16 protein-coding genes are annotated in these 19187 nt (G+C 70.6%); 7 read left to right on the forward strand and 9 right to left on the reverse strand.

Going from position 1 to position 19187, the window contains the following annotated elements:
• Positions 1–102: 102 nt before the first annotated feature.
• Both PGB34_RS12820 and PGB34_RS12825 read right to left on the reverse strand, forming a co-directional pair.
• Complete coding sequence (locus PGB34_RS12820; protein ID WP_271428491.1) at positions 103–567, reverse strand: hypothetical protein; 465 nt, start codon at positions 565–567, stop codon at positions 103–105.
• A 122-nt stretch (positions 568–689) separates the two neighbouring features.
• Entirely contained in the window at positions 690–1772 is a 1083-nt protein-coding gene (locus PGB34_RS12825) for a lipocalin-like domain-containing protein (protein ID WP_408647882.1), read from the reverse strand.
• A 143-nt stretch (positions 1773–1915) separates the two neighbouring features.
• On the opposite strand from PGB34_RS12825, the gene PGB34_RS12830 reads away from it, so the two are divergent.
• Positions 1916–3136: an ABC transporter substrate-binding protein gene (locus PGB34_RS12830; protein WP_271428492.1), complete on the forward strand. Its 1221-nt coding sequence runs from the start codon at positions 1916–1918 to the stop codon at positions 3134–3136.
• 23 nt (positions 3137–3159) lie between these two features.
• On the opposite strand, the gene PGB34_RS12835 is transcribed toward PGB34_RS12830, so the two are convergent.
• Positions 3160–4218 (reverse strand): PLP-dependent cysteine synthase family protein, encoded by a 1059-nt coding sequence (locus PGB34_RS12835; RefSeq protein ID WP_271428493.1) that lies wholly within the window; start codon positions 4216–4218, stop codon positions 3160–3162.
• Between the two features lie 196 nt (positions 4219–4414).
• Positions 4415–6976, reverse strand: a complete 2562-nt coding sequence (locus tag PGB34_RS12840; protein ID WP_271428494.1) for an ABC transporter permease — start codon at positions 6974–6976, stop codon at positions 4415–4417.
• A 169-nt stretch (positions 6977–7145) separates the two neighbouring features.
• Between PGB34_RS12840 and PGB34_RS12845 the strand changes: the two genes are divergently transcribed.
• From PGB34_RS12845 to PGB34_RS12860, 4 genes are all read left to right on the forward strand, one after another.
• The gene (locus PGB34_RS12845; protein ID WP_271428495.1) at positions 7146–9329 is read left to right on the forward strand and encodes a bifunctional 2',3'-cyclic-nucleotide 2'-phosphodiesterase/3'-nucleotidase; all 2184 of its coding nucleotides are present in this window, start codon (positions 7146–7148) and stop codon (positions 9327–9329) included.
• Positions 9330–9396: 67 nt separating this feature from the next.
• Complete coding sequence (locus PGB34_RS12850; RefSeq protein ID WP_271428496.1) at positions 9397–10182, forward strand: GNAT family N-acetyltransferase; 786 nt, start codon at positions 9397–9399, stop codon at positions 10180–10182.
• Positions 10183–10341: 159 nt separating this feature from the next.
• Positions 10342–11049: a response regulator transcription factor gene (locus PGB34_RS12855; protein WP_271428497.1), complete on the forward strand. Its 708-nt coding sequence runs from the start codon at positions 10342–10344 to the stop codon at positions 11047–11049.
• A 164-nt stretch (positions 11050–11213) separates the two neighbouring features.
• Positions 11214–12941 carry a sensor histidine kinase gene (locus PGB34_RS12860; RefSeq protein WP_271428498.1) on the forward strand — a complete coding sequence of 576 codons (1728 nt, stop codon included), beginning with the start codon at positions 11214–11216 and terminating at the stop codon, positions 12939–12941.
• 82 nt (positions 12942–13023) lie between these two features.
• On the opposite strand, the gene PGB34_RS12865 is transcribed toward PGB34_RS12860, so the two are convergent.
• The 4 genes from PGB34_RS12865 to hpaH are packed head-to-tail and all read right to left on the reverse strand — an operon-like array spanning position 13024 to position 17186.
• A complete protein-coding gene (locus PGB34_RS12865; RefSeq protein ID WP_271428499.1) occupies positions 13024–13986 on the reverse strand; it encodes a fumarylacetoacetate hydrolase family protein in 963 nt (320 codons plus the stop codon).
• A complete protein-coding gene (locus tag PGB34_RS12870) occupies positions 13983–14876 on the reverse strand; it encodes a DODA-type extradiol aromatic ring-opening family dioxygenase (RefSeq protein WP_271428500.1) in 894 nt (297 codons plus the stop codon). Before PGB34_RS12870 ends, PGB34_RS12865 begins: the two co-directional genes overlap by 4 nt.
• 15 nt (positions 14877–14891) lie before the next feature.
• Positions 14892–16364 (reverse strand): aldehyde dehydrogenase family protein, encoded by a 1473-nt coding sequence (locus PGB34_RS12875; protein ID WP_271428501.1) that lies wholly within the window; start codon positions 16362–16364, stop codon positions 14892–14894.
• An 18-nt stretch (positions 16365–16382) separates the two neighbouring features.
• Positions 16383–17186: a 2-oxo-hept-4-ene-1,7-dioate hydratase gene (hpaH, locus tag PGB34_RS12880; RefSeq protein WP_271428502.1), complete on the reverse strand. Its 804-nt coding sequence runs from the start codon at positions 17184–17186 to the stop codon at positions 16383–16385.
• Between the two features lie 118 nt (positions 17187–17304).
• On the opposite strand from hpaH, the gene PGB34_RS12885 reads away from it, so the two are divergent.
• Both PGB34_RS12885 and PGB34_RS12890 read left to right on the forward strand, forming a co-directional pair.
• Positions 17305–18234 (forward strand): LysR family transcriptional regulator, encoded by a 930-nt coding sequence (locus PGB34_RS12885; protein ID WP_271428503.1) that lies wholly within the window; start codon positions 17305–17307, stop codon positions 18232–18234.
• A 191-nt stretch (positions 18235–18425) separates the two neighbouring features.
• Positions 18426–18659, forward strand: a complete 234-nt coding sequence (locus PGB34_RS12890) for a hypothetical protein (protein WP_271428504.1) — start codon at positions 18426–18428, stop codon at positions 18657–18659.
• Positions 18660–18678: 19 nt separating this feature from the next.
• On the opposite strand, the gene PGB34_RS12895 is transcribed toward PGB34_RS12890, so the two are convergent.
• A complete protein-coding gene (locus PGB34_RS12895) occupies positions 18679–19161 on the reverse strand; it encodes an Lrp/AsnC family transcriptional regulator (protein WP_271428505.1) in 483 nt (160 codons plus the stop codon).
• Positions 19162–19187: the final 26 nt, after the last annotated feature.

The following is a 19187-nucleotide window of genomic DNA, read 5'->3' on the forward strand; positions in this document are numbered from 1 at the left end:
GGCGTTGCGCTCCTTGTGCGTGCACATGCACGCACGGCGTCGCGCGCCTTGATGGGCGGGCTGGGATGAGCTTCGCGACCCCTGAAATAGCGTGAACAGGCCCTAGTAGCGCGCTGCCGGGCGCGCGCGCAGCTCCAGGGCTGGCACCGTCACGCCCTGGGCCGCGCTGCCATCGGCCTTCCAGACCCGCGTGCCGGTGGGGAAGTCTTCCTTGCGCGTCATGGCGTCGGCCTGCGCGGCCAGCACCTTGGGGGCGTCGGCGGCCTCGGGATTCCACGCGAACACGCGCGCATCGCCGTACCAGACCACCGGCGTGGCGGCGTCGATGCGGCGGTCGGGGCACAGCGTCACCTCATGCTTGAGCAGCACGCGCAGCGCGCCCACCGGCACGGCGCGCACGCCGGGCGTGCTGCGCTCGGGCGAATGGCCCGTACACACGCGCGCCGAACGCTCCAGCGTGCTTTCATAAGTCTGCCGGTCGCTCTGCGCGTGGGCGCTGGTGACGAACGCGGCGGCGCACAGGGCCATGACCGTGAGGGGCCGAAGGCGGCGGGGGCGATGCGGCATGACTCATTCCTCCTTGGAACTGCTGCTTGTGATGGAGCCGGCAGTATCGGCAGCCCGCTGCGCCCACCCCGTCAGCCAAAGTCGCCTGCGGGGCCCGCGCTTGTGACCGGATGAAAGCGTGTTCAGAGCCGCAAGGGATCGGCGTAGCCCGTCATCTCCAGGTAGCCGCGCCCCACGGCCTGGCCGCGCGCGTCGCGCAGCTCGCTCAGGCCTTCCCAGTAGATGGCGCCGGTGGAGCTGCGGCTGTCCAGCTCCTGGTCGTCCAGCAGGCTCAGCACCTCGAACACGCCCGCGGGCGTGTGTACGCGCCACTGCACCGGATAGCGTGCGCCCGAGCGCGGGCTGTGCCAGTGGCGCTGCGCCTCGAAGCGCACCTGCGCGGCCTCGAAGCTGCGCGCACCCTGGCCCGCGGCGCGCCACGAACCGCCGGCCCACAGCGCACTGCCGTCACGGCGGCGCAGCCTGAAGGCCGTGAGCGCGCTGCCGTCGTGCAGGTTCATGCCGATCCAGTCCCAGCCCACGGCTTCGGGGTGCATCAGCGCTTCGCTCCACTCATGGTCCAGCCAGGCGGTGCCCTGCACGGGCAGGGCGCGTCCGTCGCCCAGCGCCACGCTGCCCGAGACGGCCAACTGCGGTTCGCTGTAGTAGTAGCTGGCCTGCGCGGCCTCGGGGCCCTTGCGCGACAGCCCGGCCTGGCCCTGCAGCAGCAGGGGCTGCGTGGGCGCGAAGCGCAACTGCAGCGCAAAGCCTTCGGCCGGCAGGCTGGCCTGGTAATGGCCGCTGGCGGCGTCGCGCTGCAGGCGCCAGTCGCGCAGGCGCAGGTCGGTGTCCTGCTCGCCGGCCTCGGCAATGCCGAAGCCGGCACGCGCGATGCGCTGGTCGTGCAGCAGGCGGCCGCCCTGCAGGTCGGTGAGCGCGGCATGGGCAAAGACCAGTTGCCTGGCCGCGAAGGCCGAGCGCAGCGCCTGCGCGGCCTCCACGCGCGAGCGGAAGAAGGTGAGCTGGAAGCCGAAGCGCCGCGCGCCGGCCCAGGCTTCGCCGGTCACGTACCACCATTCGGTGCGCAGCTCGGGATGGCTGCCGAAGTCGCGCGGGAAGCTCAGCGGTCTTGCTGGCAAGGCCCAGGATCGGGCAGGGGCCAGGCCCGCCAGCACCCAGGCGGGCAGCGCAGCGCCGCCGAGCATGGCACTGCGGCGGCTCAGCATGGCAGCGTCCTGCGCAGCGCAGGGCGCCGCGCCTGTGCGGGGAAGGAGGAACTCGGCGACATGCCGCATTCTGTGCGCGGGCACGATGTCGCGGGGCGCGCACCGTCTTTGTACTGACATTTGCAACGGCAATCATGGCGCCCATGAGGGCGGATGATCAGGATCAGATCAGGTGGGAGGCGCGTCAAGGCGCCGGCCACGGTGCGCTGGCGTCGTCGGGGCATCCTCGCCGACGAACGCTGCTGCGCGGCGCGGCGCTGGCCTGCGCGGCGCCGCCGCTGCTGCTGGGCTTTCAGGGCGTGTCGGCACAGACGCGCGCGGGCAGCGCACCGGCGCCGCGCGTGACGCAGCTGCTGGACATGAGCCCGAGCCAGCAGGAGCTCTCGCGCGACTATTCCACCGGCCTGCGCCTGGCCTTCGCGCAGTTGAAGGAAGCGCAACCGCAACTGCCGCAACTGACGACCGTCGAGACCGACGGCTCGCCCGGTGCCGTGGCAGAAGCCCTGCGCGCGGTGGCGCAGGACGGCTCGCAGCTCGCGCTGCTGGGCACGGTGGGCGAGACGACGGCCCTGCACGCGATGGACCAGATCCAGCGGCAGGACCTGCGCCTGGCGCACATCGGCCCCTGGCTCTTCGACACCCGCCACGACGCCGACACCCGCCTGCTGACCTTCCTGGCCTCGCGCGAACAGCAGTTGCGCTACGCCATGCAGAGCCTGGCGGCGGCGGGCGTGGGCGAGCTTGCGCTGGTCTACCCCGACGCGCGCATGGCCCAGGACATGGCGGGCGCCACGCAGGCCCTGGTCACGGGCATGGCGATGAAGATGCGGGTCATCGCGCCGGCGTACGGCCAGGGGTTGCAGGCCTTCGCGTCGCGGCTGCCGGCCGCCACGCCCTTTCATCTGGTGTTCATGGGCACCAGCGTGGAGCTGGCCGAGTTCGTGCGCGGGCTGGGCGCGCACGGCATGCAGCGCATCGTGGTCTGCCTCACGGGCGTGGACCCCAACACCTTTACGCAACTGGTGCCCGACAACCGCGTGCCGGTGGTCTTCACCCAGGGCGTGCCCAACCCGCGCACGGGCCGCGTGCCGCTGGTGCTCAGCTACCGGCAGGCGCTGGCGCGCTACTTCGACGAGGCGCCGTCGCCCGTCAGCCTGGCCGGCTATGTGGTGGGCCGCTACGCCGCGCAGATGTTCGCGCGGCTGGGCAGCACGCCCACGCGCGCGCAGGTGCTGACCGAAGTGCAGCAGCGCCGCGCCGTGGGCATCGACGAATGGCCGCTGGCCTTCGACAAGAGCGGCCGCGGCAGTGCCTACGTCGCGCAGATGCTGCTGAACACCCGCGGCAAGTTCGTGGGCAGTTGAGCACGCCGGGCGCGCGCCCGGCCTCAGCCGTGCTGCAGCAGTAGCCGCAGTTGTTCCTGCGCCGTGGTGCAGTCGCCGAAGTTCTCTTGCACCCACTGCGCGTCGTGGTAGGTGGGCAGGTAGCGCTCGCCTGAATCGCATAGCAGCGAGAGGATGGAGCCCTGCTGGCCGCGCTCGCGCATTTCATGCGCCAGCACCAGCATGCCCACGAAGTTGGTGCCCGTGGAGGGCCCCACCTTGCGCCCCAGCAGGCCCGACAGCGTGTGCATGGCCGAGACCGAGGCCACGTCGGGCACTTCGATCATGCGGTCCACCACGGAACGCACGAAGCTCGGTTCCACGCGCGGGCGGCCGATGCCTTCGATGCGCGAGCCCGTGCCGGTCAGGCGCTCGTCGCCGCTGGCGTGGTAGCGGCTGAAGACCGAGCCCTCGGGATCGGCCACGGCCAGCTGCGTGGCGTGGCCCTTGTAGCGCGTGTAGCGGCCGATGGTGGCGCTGGTGCCGCCCGTGCCCGCGCCCACGACGACCCAGGCCGGCACCGGATGCCGCTCGCGCGCCATCTGCGCGAACATGCTGTCGGCGATGTTGTTGTTGCCGCGCCAGTCGGTGGCGCGCTCGGCGTTGGTGAACTGGTCCATGTAGTGGCCGCCCAGGCGCGTGGCCAGCGCCGCCGCCTCGTCGTACATCTGCTCGGCCCGGTCCACGAAATGGCTGCGCCCGCCGTAGAAGGCGATCTGCGCCACCTTCTCGGGCGAGGTGCTGCGCGGCATCACGGCCACGAAGGGCAGGCCCAGCAGGCGCGCGAAATAGGCCTCGCTCACGGCCGTGGAGCCGCTGGAGGCTTCGACGATGGTGGTGCCCGCACGGATCTGGCCGTTGACCAGCGCATACAGGAACAGCGAGCGCGCGAGCCGGTGCTTGAGGCTACCCGAGGGGTGCGTGGATTCGTCCTTGAGGTACAGGTCGATGCCGGCGGAACTGAAGATGGGCAGCTCCAGCGGGATCAGGTGCGTGTCGGCGCTGCGCTGGTAGTCGGCCTCGATGCGGCGCAGGGCGTTGGCAAGCCAGGAGGAAGTGGACATGAAATGTAGGCAGGGCGCCGCGAGGCGGCGCGCGAAAAAAAGGCGAGGGAGAGGGTGAGCGTCGGGCGGCGGCTCGTGCACGAGCGACAGTCGTGGCCCGCCAGCCAGGCCTCCGGGAAGGGCTGCATTGTCCGCGCTCGGGAAGGCCCCGAGTGTGCCAGCCCAGGGGGCGCGTTCCGATCGGGCCCCCGGGGGCCTACCAATCCTCCTTCACCGCCAGCACCGCGTCGCGCCCCGCTGCCGCGCGGCCGGCCAGCCAGGCCGTGAGCGTGCCGGCCAGCACCACGGCCGCGCACAGCAGCGCCAGGCGCAGCGCGGGCAGGCGCAGGTCCATGGTCCAGTGAAAGCTCTGCGGGTTGACCACATGCACCAGCACGGCCGAGACGGCCAGGCCCAGCCCCAGGCCGGCCAGCGCGCCGATGGCCGTCCAGGCTGCGCCTTCGCCGGCCACCACGGCCAGCACCTGCGCGCGCGTGAGGCCCAGATGCGCGAGCAGGCCGAATTCCTTGCGCCGCGCCAGCACCTGCGCGCTGAAGCTGGCGGCCACGCCGAACAGGCCGATGGCAATGGCCACGCCCTGCAGCCAGTAGGTGACGGCGAAGCTGCGGTCGAAGATGCGCAGCGAGTTGGCGCGCAGCTGCGCCACCGAAGAGAAGCTGAGCAGGGCGCCGCTGTGCGCCTGCGCGAGTTCACGTGCGGCCTGCTGCACCTGCGCTTCCTGGGCGCCGGGCGCCAGCCACAGCGCGATGTCGCTGATGCGCGTGTCGCCCGTGAGGCGCCGGTAGTCGTCGCCGTCGAGCGCAATCGCGCCGAATTGGCGCACGTAGTCGCGCCACACGCCGGCTACGAAGAATGTGGTTCCCCCTGCGGACGCCGCGAACGCACCCGCCAGTGGCGCAAAGTCGCGCCCCGGCTGCGCGCCATGCAGCGCGACCATGGCCTCGCTCACGTAGATGCCGATGTGGCCCGGCGGCACCGGCAGCGCGGCGCCCACCAGCGGCAGCGATTGCGCGGCATCGCCGCGGGCTATGGGCCGCGCCACCAGCGCCACGGCCGGCTGCGCCGGGTCGAGCAGCAGGCTGCGCGTGCGCGTGCCGCTGGCGCGCGCCACGCCGGGCAGGCGCGCCATCTGCTGCACCAGCGCGGCGTCGAAGGGCGCGCGCTCGCCGGTGCTGTTGTTGCCGCCGCCGCTGTCCTCGCGCAGGTACAGGTCGGCCGGCAGCACCACGTCGAGCCAGCGCGTGACCGAATCCCTGAAGCTGGCCACCATCACGGTGAGCGCCACCGACAGGGCCAGGCTGGCGACCACGCCGCTCACGGCCACGGCCGCCGTGCCGCGCATGCGGCGCGCGCGCTCCACGGCCAGCAGTGGCAGCGGGCTGTGCGCGAACAGCGGCGCCAGCCGGTCGTAGGCCAGGGCGATCAGCGCGGGCAGCGCCGCGATGCCGCCCACCAGCAGCAGCCCCACCGACAGGTACGCCGCCAGCGGAATGCCGGCCACCACGGGCGCCTGCGTGAGCAGCGCGCCCAGCGCCATCAGCGCCAGGCCGATCCACGGGCCCTGGCCGCGGCCCTGCGTGGCGCTCAGGCCCTTGAGCGTCTGGGCTTCGGGCAGGCGCTGCGCGGCCCGCGCGGGCCACCAGCCGCCCACGGCCGCGGCCGCCAGGCCCAGCGCGCCATAGAGCAGGGCGGCCGGCGTGCTCCAGCGCAGGCTGGGCGCCACGCCGGCAAAGTAGCCGCCGCCCAGGTCGCCGCCCAAGAGGCGCAGCGCGGCCCACGCCAGCACCGTGCCCAGCGCCAGCCCGGCCGCGCTGCCCAGCGCGCCCAGTGCCAGCGATTCGGCCAGCACCAGTTGCAGGCGCGCGCGCGGCGCCAGGCCCAGCACGCCCAGCAGCGCGAACTGCTGCGCGCGCTTGGCCACGCTGAGCGCCAGCACCGAAAAGACCAGGAAGGCGCCCGTGAACAGGGCCACCAGCGCCAGCACCGTGAGGTTGACGCGGTAGGCGCGCGAAAGATTGCTCACGCGCGCTGCGCTGTCTGCGGGCTGCACCAGCCGCCATTGCGCGGACCATTGCGGCAGGGCCTGCAGCGCGGCCGTGAGCGCGCGCGCGTCGGCGCCCGGTGCCAGCCGGATGTCGATGCGCGACAGTTCGCCGCCGCGGCCCAGCAGGTCCTGCATGGCGCCGATGTCCATCACGGCCAGGGGCTCGCCGCCCGCGGCCACGCTGCCGGCCACCTGGAGTGCCTGCGCGTTGCCGTCGATCTGCAAAGGCGCGCGCGGATCTGTTTGCAGCGCCAGCGCCTGCCGCGCGGCGGCGTTGAGGAACAGCCGGCCCGGCGAGACGAGGGCCAGGCGCTCGCCGAGCGCGGTGTCGGCAACGGGTGCCAGCGCCGGCGCCATCGCGCCCACCACCAGCGCGTCCACGCCCAGCAGGCGCACCGCCACGGGCGCGGCGTTGCCATGGCGCAGGCGCACGGCGGCTTCAAGCACGGGGCTGGCCAGACCCACCTGCGCCTGCGCAGCCACGGGGCCGTAGAGTGATTCGGGCAACGGCCCCTGCACCGTGCGCAGCTCCAGGTCGGGCTGGCCATTGACGGCGCGCACCGCGCCCTGGAACTCGTCGAGCGCCGAGGCGTTGATCAGGTGCACTGAAAAGGCCAGCGCCACGCCCAGCATCACGGCCAGCACGGCCGCGCCGCTGCGCCAGGGGTGATGGCGCAGCTCTTGCCACGAGAAGGTGCGAAGCAGTGCGAGCATGCGGGCATTGTGGCCGGCACGGTCGCGCAGATGCGCATGACGGCCTTGCGACACCGAAGGGTCGGCTGGCGGGCCGGCGTTGCGCACACGCATGCCATTCATGGGGCTGTCACGGCCGCTTTACAGACTGCTGCCCTTGCGACCCGCAGTACTCAGGAGCCCCAAGCCCATGAAGCATCCCGTCTTGCCCGCGTCGATGACGCGCCTTGTCATCGCCGCGGCCTGTGCCGCACTCGTGGCTGCCTGCGGCGGCGGTGATGGCGGCGGCAATTTCCTGCCGATCCTGCCGGCACCCGCGCCTTCGCCCGCGCCGGCGCCTTCGCCTGCACCCGCACCGGCCGCCCAAAGCGCCACGGCCGAGCTGGCGCTGCTGAGCACCACCGATCTGCACTACTACGCGCGCAGCTACAACTACTACAGCGACCGCGAGGACAAGACGGTGGGCCTGGAGCGCACCGCCACCCTGATCCGCCAGGCGCGCGAGGAGTTTCCCAACACGCTGCTGGTGGACAACGGCGACACGGTGCAGGGCACGGTGCTCGGCTCCTACGAAGCCCAGGTGGCCCCCATTCCGGCCACGCAGCAGTTGACCATGTACAAGGCCATGGCCACGCTGAACTACGACGCGGGCGTGCTGGGCAACCACGAGTTCAACTTCGGCCTGCCTTTCCTGAACCAGATCCTCGGCGGCGGCCTGGATGTGGAGGGCGTGGATCCGGCGGCCGGCATCAAGGCCAACGGCCCGGGCTTCCCGATGGTCACGGCCAACGTGACCAGTCTCAAGACCAACAAGCCGCTGGTCGACCCGTACGTGATCCTGGAGCGCGAACTGAAGGCCACGCAGGCCGACGGCCAGAGCGTCACGCGGCCGATCAAGATCGGCGTGGTGGGCATCACCACGCCCGGCATCCTGAACTGGGACAAGGACAAGCTCGAGGGCAAGATCAGCACGCAGGATGGCGTGGCTTCGGCCAGGAAGTACGTGGCCGAGGCGCGCAGCAACGGCGCCGACCTGGTCTTCGTGCTGCTGCACGGTGGCATGCAGGACGGCGAGCACTCCGACGGCATGGAGAACCCCGGCGCCCACATCGCCGAGCAGGTGGAGGGCATCGACGGCCTGATCATGGGGCACCAGCACGGCGTGTTCCCCGATCGCGGCACCAACCCGGTCTACAGCTTCGCCGGCACCGACAACGCCAAGGGCACCGTGCATGGCGTGCCGGCGGTGATGCCCAGCTCGTGGGGCAAGGCCATCGGCCTGATCAAGTACTCGCTCAAGTGGGACGGCGCCACGGCCAAGTGGAGCGTGGACGCGGACAAGACCGACGTGCAGGTGCGCAACATCCAGAACGGCAGCGAGTACGTGGCCTCGGATGCGCAGGTGGTCAATGCGGTGGAAGAGCTGCATCAGAAGACCCGCACGTACGTCACTTCGCCCATCGGCACCACGGACTTCCGCCTGAGCACGCTGTTCGCGGACATGGGCGACGTGACCGCGCTGCAGGTGGTCAACCAGGCACAGCAGGCGCATGTGGCCAACTACGTGCAGAACAACCTGCCGCAATACGCCGGCCTGCCCGTGCTGTCGGTGACCGCGCCGTTCAAGGCCGGCTATGGCAATGCAGGCGATTACACCGACGTGGCCGCCGGCACTATGACCGTGGCCAACGCGGCCGACCTGTACCTGTACGACAACAACACCATCCACGCCGTGAAGGTCAATGGCGCGCAGGTCAAGATGTGGCTGGAGAACGCGGCCAACCGCTTCAACCAGATCGATCCGGCCAAGACCGAAGACCAGTGGATCATCAACGACAGCAAGACCGGCGTGCAGCCCGGCTCGTCCTTCCCGGGCTACAACTTCGACGTCTTCACCACGCCGGACATCTCGTATGAGATCGACGTGACGCAGCCCAAATACAACGTCAACAACCCCAGCCTGGGCGGCGAGCGCATCAAGAACCTGCGCTACAAGGGCGCGCCGATGAGTGCCACGCAGGAGTTCATCATCGCCACCAACAACTACCGGGCCAACAGCAGCGCGCGCTTCATCCTGGGCACGGGCAAGAGCTTCGACATCATCTGGGCCGGCCCCGACGCGAACCGCGAAGTGGTGCTGAACTACGTGAAGACGCGGCAGAACCTGCAGCGCGTGAACGACGGCGCAGCCCGCAGCTGGCGCTTCACCACGGTGCCGACGGCCGGCAAGGTGCTGTTCAAGTCGGGCAAGGACGCGCTGGGCGTGGCCCAGGCCGCCGGCCTGAGCAACATCCGCGTGGACCGCGCGGACGATACCGGCGTCAACGGCGGCACGGGCAGCTACGCGGTCTACGCGATCGACCTCGGGAAGTAAACAGCCCCCAGGCCGCTTCGCTGCGCTTGCCGGCTCGCGCAGGCCCGCCCGCCCGCACAATAGGCCCATGTCGTCTTCCCTGATCGAATCCATCGAGCGTGCCACGGTCGCGGCCGTGCCGCCCGATACGCTGGATCAACTGCCGGGCTGGCTGCTGCCGCTGGACAGCGGGACCGTGGGCCGCGCCCACAGCGCCGTGCCGCTGACGCACGAGCCGCCCGCGCTGGCGCTGCTGCCGCAGATCGAGGCGCGCTATGCCGCGCAGGGCCTGGCGCCGGTGTTCAGGCTGCCGGTGGAAGGCACCGCCTTCGCCGAATTCGGTGCCGCACTGCGCGAGCGCGGCTACACGCCCACGCAGCCCACGCTGGTGATGCAGGGCGAAACCCGGCGCATGGCCGACAGCGGCGACGCCACCGGCGTGCAGGTGGACCTGCAACCGCAGGCCGACTGGTCGCGCGTCTACCTGGGCGAGGGTTTCGACGCGGTGGACGGCGCGCACCGCGTGCGCCTGCTGCAGCGCGCACAGGACGCCGTGTACGTGAGCCTGCGCGTGCCCGAGGGCGAGAGCGGCGCCGGCTGCGTGGCCGCCGTGGGCTGCGCCTGCTTTGCCGAAGGCTGGGCCGGCGTGCACGGCATGCGCACCCGCCCCATGTACCGCGGCCGCGGCTACGCGCGGCGCGTGCTGGCCGCCATGGGCCAGGCCGCGCTGGCGCGCGGCGTCACGCGCGCCTTCCTGCAGGTGGAGATCGAGAACCAGCTCGCCCGCGCGCTCTACGCACGCACGGGCTTCGAGCCGCTGTGGACCTACGTCTACTGGCGCCGGCCCCTGGGCCGCGCGGTGGATCGGCCCTGAAGGAGCCGCAGCGGCTGTGTCCGCGCGCGGCGCCGGCCGGCCAATATCCCCAGTTCCAGGGATAGGATGGACCGGCTGCCTTGGGCACACTGGCCCCAGGGGTGGCGCCGCCGCCACCGTCGGTCTGCTTTCGCCATCGCCGCGCTCTCGCTTCCTTCGATGAACCCTCCCTTGCCTCCCGATGAACGCCAGAGCCTGATCGGGGCCATGGGCCCGGCCCTGCCGGCCCCGGTGCTGATCGTGGAGGACGACGCGCTGATGCGCGAGCGCCTTCAGCGCATCCTGGGCCAGTTGGGCTACACCGACGACGCGCTGGTGTTCACAACCTCGCTGGCCCAGGCGCGGGCCCAGGCGGCGCAGCAGCCGCATGCGCTGGCGCTGGTGGACCTGGGCCTGCCCGACGGCAGCGGGGTGGAACTGATCGCCGAGTTGCGCGCCGACGACCCGGGCCTGGGCATCCTCGTGATCTCGGCCTGGAGCACCGAGGAGCGCATCCTCACGGCCCTGCGTGCCGGCGCCACGGGCTATGTGCTCAAGGAGCGCGACGACCTGGAGCTGGTGCTGGCCGTGCGCAGCGTGCTGCGCGGCGGCGCGCCCATCGACCCCTTCATCGCGCGCCGTATCCTCGACCTTTCCAAGGCGCCCGCCAGCAGCCCGGACCGGCTGGAGGAGGGGGCGCTGACGTCGCGCGAAAACGAGATCCTGCGCATGGTCGCGCAGGGCATGACCAACCGCGAAATCGCCGAAACCGTCTTTCTTTCGCGCCACACCGTCGAATGCCACATCAAGCACATCTACCGCAAGCTGGCGGTTTCCACGCGCACGCGCGCCGTGCACGAAGCGCGCACGCGTGGCTGGCTGGCCTGAGGTGGCTGTTCCTCCTTCTTCTCTTCCCATTCGCGCAGGCGCAGGCGCAGAGCCCCGGGCCTGAAGCGACGGGCTGCGCGCCGCGGATCGAAGGCGTCTGGGCCGCACGCGCCGCGCCGGCCAGCGGCATCGAAGCGCCCGCACCCGCCGAGGGCTGGGTGCCGGTGAGCCTGCCCGACCGCTGGCAATCGCGCTGGCCCGCCTTCGACGGCGTGGTCTGGTACCGCATCGACTGGCGGGCCGGTGGCTGCGACAGCAAAGCGCAGCCGCTGGGCGCATCGTTCAGCTACGTCAACATGGCCGGCGTGATCCGCCTCAACGATGGCCTGCTGTGGCGCGACCAGAACCTCGTGGAGCCGCTGAGCCGAAGCTGGAACATGCCGCGCGCCTTCGCGTTGCCGGCCGACGGGCTGCAGCCCGGGCTCAACCGCTTCTGGGTGCAGGTGGTGGGCGCGGCCGACCAGGGCTCGGGCCTGGGCACGGTGGTCGTCGCGCAGGCGAAGGAGGCCCTGGCCCTGGCGCAAAGCCAGCAGTTGTACCGGCGCGTGCTGCCCGGCGCCAACGTGCTGATCTCGGCCACGCTGGGCGTGTTCTTCTTCATGCTGTGGCTGCTGCGGCGCGGGGAGAAAGCCTATGGCTGGTATGCCTTCACGGCGCTGGCCTGGGTGATGGTGGGGCTGAACAACGTGCTGATCGAAACACCCTGGCCCTTCACCAGCCTGGGCAGTTGGCCGCGCTGGATCACGCTGTGGCTGGTGGCCTATGCGGGCGGCTTCTCGATGTTCCTGTGGCACTTTGGCGGCCTGCTGCGGCCCTGGCGCGTGCGTGCGCTGGCTGGCGCGTGCGCGCTGAGTGCCATCGCCATCCTGTGCCTGTCGGCACCGGCCATCGGCACGGCGACCTGGGTGGTGTTCGTGGCCTGCGTGCTGCTGATCCTTTCGGTGTGCGTGCAGTTCATCGTGCATGCATTGCTGCGCACGCGCGAGCTCGAACATCTGCTGCTGGCGGCCTGCTGCGCGGGCTTTCTGGCGCCGGCCGTGCACGACGCGTTGATGGTCGTGGGCGTGCTGGGCGAGGGCCCGCCCTGGACGCCGGTGACGGCCCTGATGATCACGCTGGGCATGTCGCTGGTGCTGGCCGGCCATTTCACGCGCACGCTGCGCCAGGTGGAGCGCTTCAATGGCGAGCTGGCTTCGCAGGTGCGTCTGGCGCGCGAGGGCCTGCGCCAGACGCTGGAGCGCGAACACGCGCTGGAGCTGGACAACGTGCGCCTGCACGAGCGGCTGCGCGTGGCCCACGAGCTGCACGACGGCCTGGGCAGTTCGCTGGTGCGCTCGGTGGCGCTGGTGGAGCGCTCGGGCTCGGATCTGCAGCGCCAGCATTACCTGTCGATGTTCAAGTCGCTGCGCGACGACCTGCGCCAGATCATCGACACGCATGGCAGCGCTGCGGCGGCCGTGCCCGATGAGCCCGCGCAGTGGCTGGCGCCGATCCGCCACCGCTTTGGCAGGCTGTTCGACGAAATGGGCGTGCGCTGCCAGTGGCAGGTGCCGCCGCACTGGCCCGCGCCCTTGTCGGCGCGGCAGGCGCTGGGGCTGACGCGCTTGCTGGAAGAGGCGCTGACCAACGTGGTCAAGCACAGCCGGGCGCGCCATCTGACGGTGCGCATGTCGCCGGCCGGTGCACCCGGCGGCCTGCAACTGGTGGTGGAGGACGACGGCGTGGGCTTCGACGTGCAGATCGCGCAGCAGCTGATCGGCGGGCTGGGCCTGGGCAGCATGCACGCGCGCATCGAGCGGCTGGGGGGCGGGATGCAGATCGTCTCTGGCGCCGGCGGCACGCGGCTGGTGGCCTGGCTGAGGGCGGCGGTGGGTGCGCCGGTGGTGGCTTAGGCGCGGTGTTTGATTGGCAGTAGCGGGCGGTCCGGCCAGGGCCCTACGCCATCAGGCGAGGGCGCTGCGCCAGCACGAACCATCATTCCTGTGCGCGGCTGCGCGCCCGCTCCAACCCTTGCTTGAGCACCTCCGGCACGCGCTCGTCAAAACCCAGCGCCACGCGGCGCACCTCAGGCGTGTCGGTGGGGGCATGGCCCACGCCCAGCGCAGCCGCACGCGGCGCTGCGATGGCGGTGACCGTGCCAGACAAATGCCCCAGCCCCGTGATCTCGCACGCCACCACGTCGCCTGCGTCGATGGAGCGCGAATGGCAGGGCGTGCCCATCAGGATCACGTCGCCGGGCACCAGGGTGATGTGGCGCGCGATGTCGGCGATCACGTAGTGCGGACCCCAGATCGTCTCCTCGCCGATGTGCGCCTCCTGCACCACCTGGCCATTGACGCGGGTGCGCAGGGTCTGCGCGAACAGGTCCACGCCGCGTACCAGGCCGGGGCCGATGGGCAGCAGCGTGTCGGCACCCTTGACGCGCAGCATGCTGCCCTGGTCGGTGTCGCGAAAGTCCTGCAGGCCCATGTCCAGCGCGGGGCAGAAGCCTTCGATGAAGTCCCAGGCCTCGTCGGGTGTCACGTTGCGGCAGGTGCGGCCGATGACCACGGCGTACTCGCCTTCGTAGTTGAGGTACTTGCAGTCCTCGGGCTTGAGGATCTGCCCGCCATGGCCGTTGAGCGAGGTGGGCGGCTTGGTGAAGTAGGTGGGCGTGTCGGTGGGCCTGTCCTTGTTGCGCGTCTCGATGCTGCGCGAGCGGTAGCTGATGTGCACCGCGATGATCTTGCTGGGCTGCACCGGCGGCAGATGGGGCAGGGTGGCCGGGTCCAGCACGCGGCCGTCGTCCAGCCGCAGATGGCCCGCCGGGCCGGCCTGCTCGCCGGGCTCGATGATCGTGCCCCAGAAGGCCGAGCCACCGATCAGCACGCGGCGGCGCTCCACGCGCGGGCCTTGCATCACGGCCGGAAGCGCCTGGATCGGGAATTCGAAGTTCATGCCTGGACCTTGCGGGTGGGCTCGACGGTGTCGAACCAGATGTGGACATTGCCCGTGCCGCGGGCGTTCTCGTAGTCGGAAAGCTGTTCGCCGCGGGCGCGGCAGCTGGCGCCGCCCAGCGCGCCCAGCATCTGCAGGTAATGCGCGCCGAAGGCCTCCCAGGGCTTCCTGCGGTAGTCCTCGTCCCAGCGCTCGAGGATCAGGTCGTGCCGGCCTTGCTTGAACAGCTCGATCGCCTGCTTGTCGCTCGCGATGTTTTCGGGCCGCGAGACATTGCTTTCGTGGAAGATGCGCGGGTGCATGGGCTTCCAGTCGATGCCGTTGAACCTGTGCGAGAGCGCGCCGGAAGCCAGCAGCAGCACGCGCAGCCCGCTGCGCCGGATGGCCTCGCCGATCACGGTGCCCGAGTCGAGGAACTGCGGCCATTCGCAGTTCTGGCAACTGCTCACCGTGACCACCGGCAACCCCGCGCCTTCCAGCCGCAGTTGCTTGACGAGGTTGATGGTGGGGTACTGCCGGCCCAGGTCGGGGTGGCTGATGGCGCGGTGGTAGCCGCGCATCTCGCGCGAGACGTCCTCGATGGCCACGGCCAGCGCGGGCAGACCGCGGTAGTCGTAGGGCACGCCGTGCAGGTACCAGGGCATCTCGTCTGAGAGATAGGTGCCGCTGTAGTGCGCACCGGCATCGACCAGGTGGTAGCCCGTGGTGAACCAGTGCGAATCGAAGATCATGACCACGTCGGGCTGCGCCGCTTCGATCTTCTGCCGAAGCCGCGCATAGCCCGCGATCAGGTCCGAGTCCTCACCCGCGCCCTGCAGGCGGCGGAACTCCTCGCACTGCATCAGCCCCGGGTGGTGCGACACCAGGGCCGCGCCGACGATCTTTCCCATCTTGCGTATCTCCGTTCAACGGTGAGAGAAGCTGGCCTTGAAGGGCTTCCTGGGCAGCACCACGTCCTTCACGTCGCAGAAGAACTCGAAGCTCCAGTCGCCGCCCTCGCGGCCCACGCCGCTGCGCTTGATGCCGCCGAAGGGCGCGGCCAGGTCGCGGATGCCGAAACTGTTGACCCAGATGAAGCCCGTGCGCACGCGCTCGGCCACGGCAGCGGCGTGTTCGGTTTCGCCGTAGCACACGCCGCCCAGGCCGTAGTCGGTGCCGTTGGCCAGGGCGATGGCCTCCTCGTCGCTGGAAAAGGTCTGCAGCGTGAGCACCGGGCCGAAAACCTCGTTCTGCACGATTTCGCTGTCCTGCTTCACATCGGTCAGCAGGGTGGGCTGGTAGTACTGCGCGCCGAAGGCATGCCGCGCGCCGCCCCACAGCAAGGTGGCGCCGTCGGCCACCGCGCGCTCCACAAAACCGGCCACGCGCTCGAGCTGGCGCGGGTGGATGATCGGCCCCACTTCGGTGCCGGCCTCGCGCGGGTCGCCCACATTGAGCTTTTGCACGTTCGCGCGCAGCGCGGCCGTAAAGGCATCGGCGATGCGTTCGTGAACCAGCAGGCGCGTGCCGGCCAGGCAGACCTGGCCCGCGTTGCGGTACATCAGCGCCGCGGTGGCGGCCGCGCCGTCGAGGTCTGCGTCTTCCAGCACGATGAAGGGGCTCTTGCCACCCAGCTCCAGGCTGCAGGGCACGAGGTTGGCGCCGGCCGCCTGCGCAATGCGCCGCGCCGTGGGCACCGAGCCCGTGAAGGACACGCGCGCGATGCGCGGATCGGCCACCAGCCTGGCGCCGGTGTTCGCGCCCGAGCCCTGCACCACGTTGAACACGCCCGGCGGCAGGCCGGCCGCATGGGCCGCATCGGCCAGCAGCGAGCAGGTCAGCGGCGCCCATTCCGGTGGCTTCAGGATGCAGGTGTTGCCCGCGGCCAGGGCCGGGCCCAGCTTCCAGGTCGACAGCATCAGCGGCGCGTTCCACGGGGTGATCACCACCACGATGCCGGCCGCGTCATGCCGCACGCGGTGCGTGGCCTGCTCGGTTTCGATGGGGCGGTTCTGCAAGTCCAGCGCATGCTGCGCGAACCAGCGGATGTTGAGCATGGCGCGGGGCACCACGCCATGCTGCATGCGCGAAAGCAGCACGCCCGCGTCGTTGCTCTCCAGCTGGCAGAACGCTTCGGCGCGCCTGCCGATCTCTTCGGCAAAGCGCTCCAGGTACGGCAGGCGCTCGGCGGCCGTCATTGCGCTCCAGGCCGGGAAGGCCTTCGCGGCAGCGGCGATGGCGGCTTCCACCTCGGCCTCGCCGCCTTCGCAGACTTCGCCCAGCAGGCGCTGGTCGATGGGGGAGTGCAGGGCAAAACGTTCGGCGCTGGGCACGCGCCGGCCGTCGATGTAGTGATCGGGCGAAACGGCGATGCCCGCGATGTCCAGTGCAGCAGTCATATCAAAAAAAGAGCCTCTTCAGACGAAGCGCAGTGAAATGGAACCCAGCGGCCCGTAGTCCGCATGGAAGACGTCGCCCGCCGCGCAGGGCACGGGCCGTGTGAAGGAGCCGCCCAGCACGATCTCGCCGGCCTCCAGGCCCTGGTCGAAGGCGGCCAGCTTCTTCGCCAGCCAGGCCACGCCGTTGCCCGGGTGGTTGAGCACGGCAGCACCCAGGCCCGATTCCTCCACCACGCCGTTCTTGAACAGCAGCGCACCGGCCCAGCGCCAGTCCACGGCGTCGGGGCGCATCGGGCGGCCGCCCATCACGATGGCGGCGTTGGCCGCGTTGTCCGCAATGGTGTCCAGCACCTTGCGCGGCGCCCGGGTCTCGCGGTCGAACTGCTCGATGCGCGCGTCGATCAGCTCCAGCGCGGGCACCACATAGTCGGTGGCGTTGAGCACGTCGATGAGCGTGACGTGCGCGCCCTTGAGCGGGCGCGCCAGCACGAAGGCGAACTCCACCTCCAGCCGCGGCACCAGAAAGCGCGCGGCGGGCAGCTCGCTGCCGGGCTCGATGACCATGTCGTCCAGCAGCGTGCCGTAGTCGGGCTCGGTGATCTGCGAGGCCAATTGCATGGCGCGCGAAGTCAGGCCGATCTTGTGGCCCACCACGCGGCGGCCTTGGGCACGCTTGATCTGCATCCAGGCGCGCTGGATCGCGTAGCTGTCCTCGATCTGCATGCCGGGGTGGCGGCGAGAGAACTGCGTGATGGGCTGGCGCGAAGCTTCGGATTCGTGCAGTTCCCGGGCGAGCGCCTGGTGGGTGGCGGCATCGAGCATGGCTGTGTCTCCAAGAGGCATCCAACAGGGGTTGGAAGGCCGCCAGTGTGGGTGCGCCATTGCCTGAGAACAAGCGATTGTTGATGGGCAGTTATCAACCCTGGATTGATAATTGCGCATGCCTTTGACCCGCTTCACCCTGCGCCAGCTCGAAGCCTGCAGCGCCGTGGCCGAACTGATGAGCTTTGCCGCCGCCGCCGACCGCCTGGGGCTGAGCGCCCAGGCCGTGAGCCAGCTCGTGGGCGAACTGGAGGCCGGTGTGGGCTTTCGCATCTTCGAGCGCACGACGCGCCGCGTGGCGCTGTCGAGCGCGGGGCGCGACTTCCTCGCGCCGGTGCAGACCGCGCTGCGCCACGTGCGGGCCGCCGAAAGCGCCGCCGCCGACGTGCGCGACCGCGCGGCAGGGCGCGTGCGCGTGGGCGCGCCGCAGGTGATCGCGGCCACCGCCCTGCCGGCGGCCATGGGCGCCTATGCGCAGCAGCGGCCCAAGGTCATCGTGAACATCCACGACCTCGCCGTGGACGCGATGGTCGAGGCCGTGGCCTCGGGTGACGTGGACCTGGCCATCGGCCCGGACCGCGCGACCGGCGATGACGTGCGCTGCCAGCCGCTGTTCGACAGCCCATGGGTGCTGTGGTGCGCGCCCACGCATGCGCTGGCGCGGCGCCCGAAGGTGCGCTGGAAGGAACTGCAGGGCCATGCACTCGTCGCCGCGGGGCGGGACCACGAGCGCAGCGTGGCCATGATGCGCGTGAACGTGCCCGAGGGCGAGCGCATCGCGCCCGTGGCCGTGGTGGACCACCTTTCGACCGCGCTGGGCATCGCGGCGCAGGGCCAGGTGGCCACGCTGGCGCCAGCCTACGTGGCGCCGCTGGCGCGGCATTTCGGGCTGCAGATGCGGCCCGTGGTGCAGCCCGAGGCGATCCGCAGCGTGTGCCTGTATCAATCAGCCAGGCGCCCGCTGTCGCCATCGGCCGCTGGCTTTGCGGACTATCTCGTGCAGTGGATGCCCGGGTGGGAAGGCAACCTGGCTCGCGCCCCAGCCTGAGCGCGCGCCGCAGGAAATCCGGGCCCTTGGGGCTTTGTAGGCAATCACCGACTTTTCATACGCCGCCTGGCCGATACGAATTGAGACAGTCGTTGCTATCTTCGATGCATTCAAAAAGTCCGCCGTCCAAAGGCATTCGACTTCAAGCCTCGAAGCTCGCCGGCGTCCACTGTCCTCATCGGTCCGTTGCCATGCTCACCATCGAACAGAAAGCAAAAATTCTTGCCCAGGCAGGGCTGGGTGCGGGCCCCGCGGGCGATGAGTTCGGATCGGCAGCCGCCGACCGGGCCGGCTGGGAGCAACGCGTGAATGAAGCCTACGTGGCCTACAGCGCCGCGCGCGCGGCGCGCAGCCTGCGCGAGGCCGAGACGGCGCGCAACACCGAGATGCTGCGCCGCATGGCCTGGTCCAGCGCGGTGCTCTGAAGCGGGTCGCCGCCGCCGCTCAGATGGGCAGCGCGGTGGTGCTCTTGACCCGGTCCAGCACGAAGCTGGTCTTGCAGTCCTGCACGCTGGGGTGCTTGAGCAGCGTGTCCATCACGAAGCGCGAGTAGTGCGCCATGTCGGCCACCACCACGCGCAGCAGGTAGTCCATCTCGCCCGTCAGGGCGTGGCATTCCACCACTTCGGGCCAGCCCTGGATTGACGCGCGAAACGCGTCCATGGGGCTGCGCTTGTGCGAGTCGGTGTGCTTTTCCAGGCGCACATTGAGGTAGGCCGTGAGCGTGAGCCCCACGCGCTCGGGCCGCACCAGCGCCACATAGCTGCCGATCACACCCGCGTCCTCGAGCCGCTTGACGCGCCGCAGGGTGGCCGACGGAGACAGGCTCACTTCGCCCGCCAGTTCGTCGTACGTGGCGCGGCCATTGGCCTGCAGCGCGCGAAGCACGCGCAGATCGATGGCGTCGAGGGTGAGTTCAGTGCTCATGGCCAGGATTTTTGCAGGAAACCTGC

This window comes from Xenophilus arseniciresistens, from assembly GCF_028023875.1.
GTDB classification, from domain to species: Bacteria; Pseudomonadota; Gammaproteobacteria; order Burkholderiales; family Burkholderiaceae_C; genus Xenophilus; species Xenophilus arseniciresistens.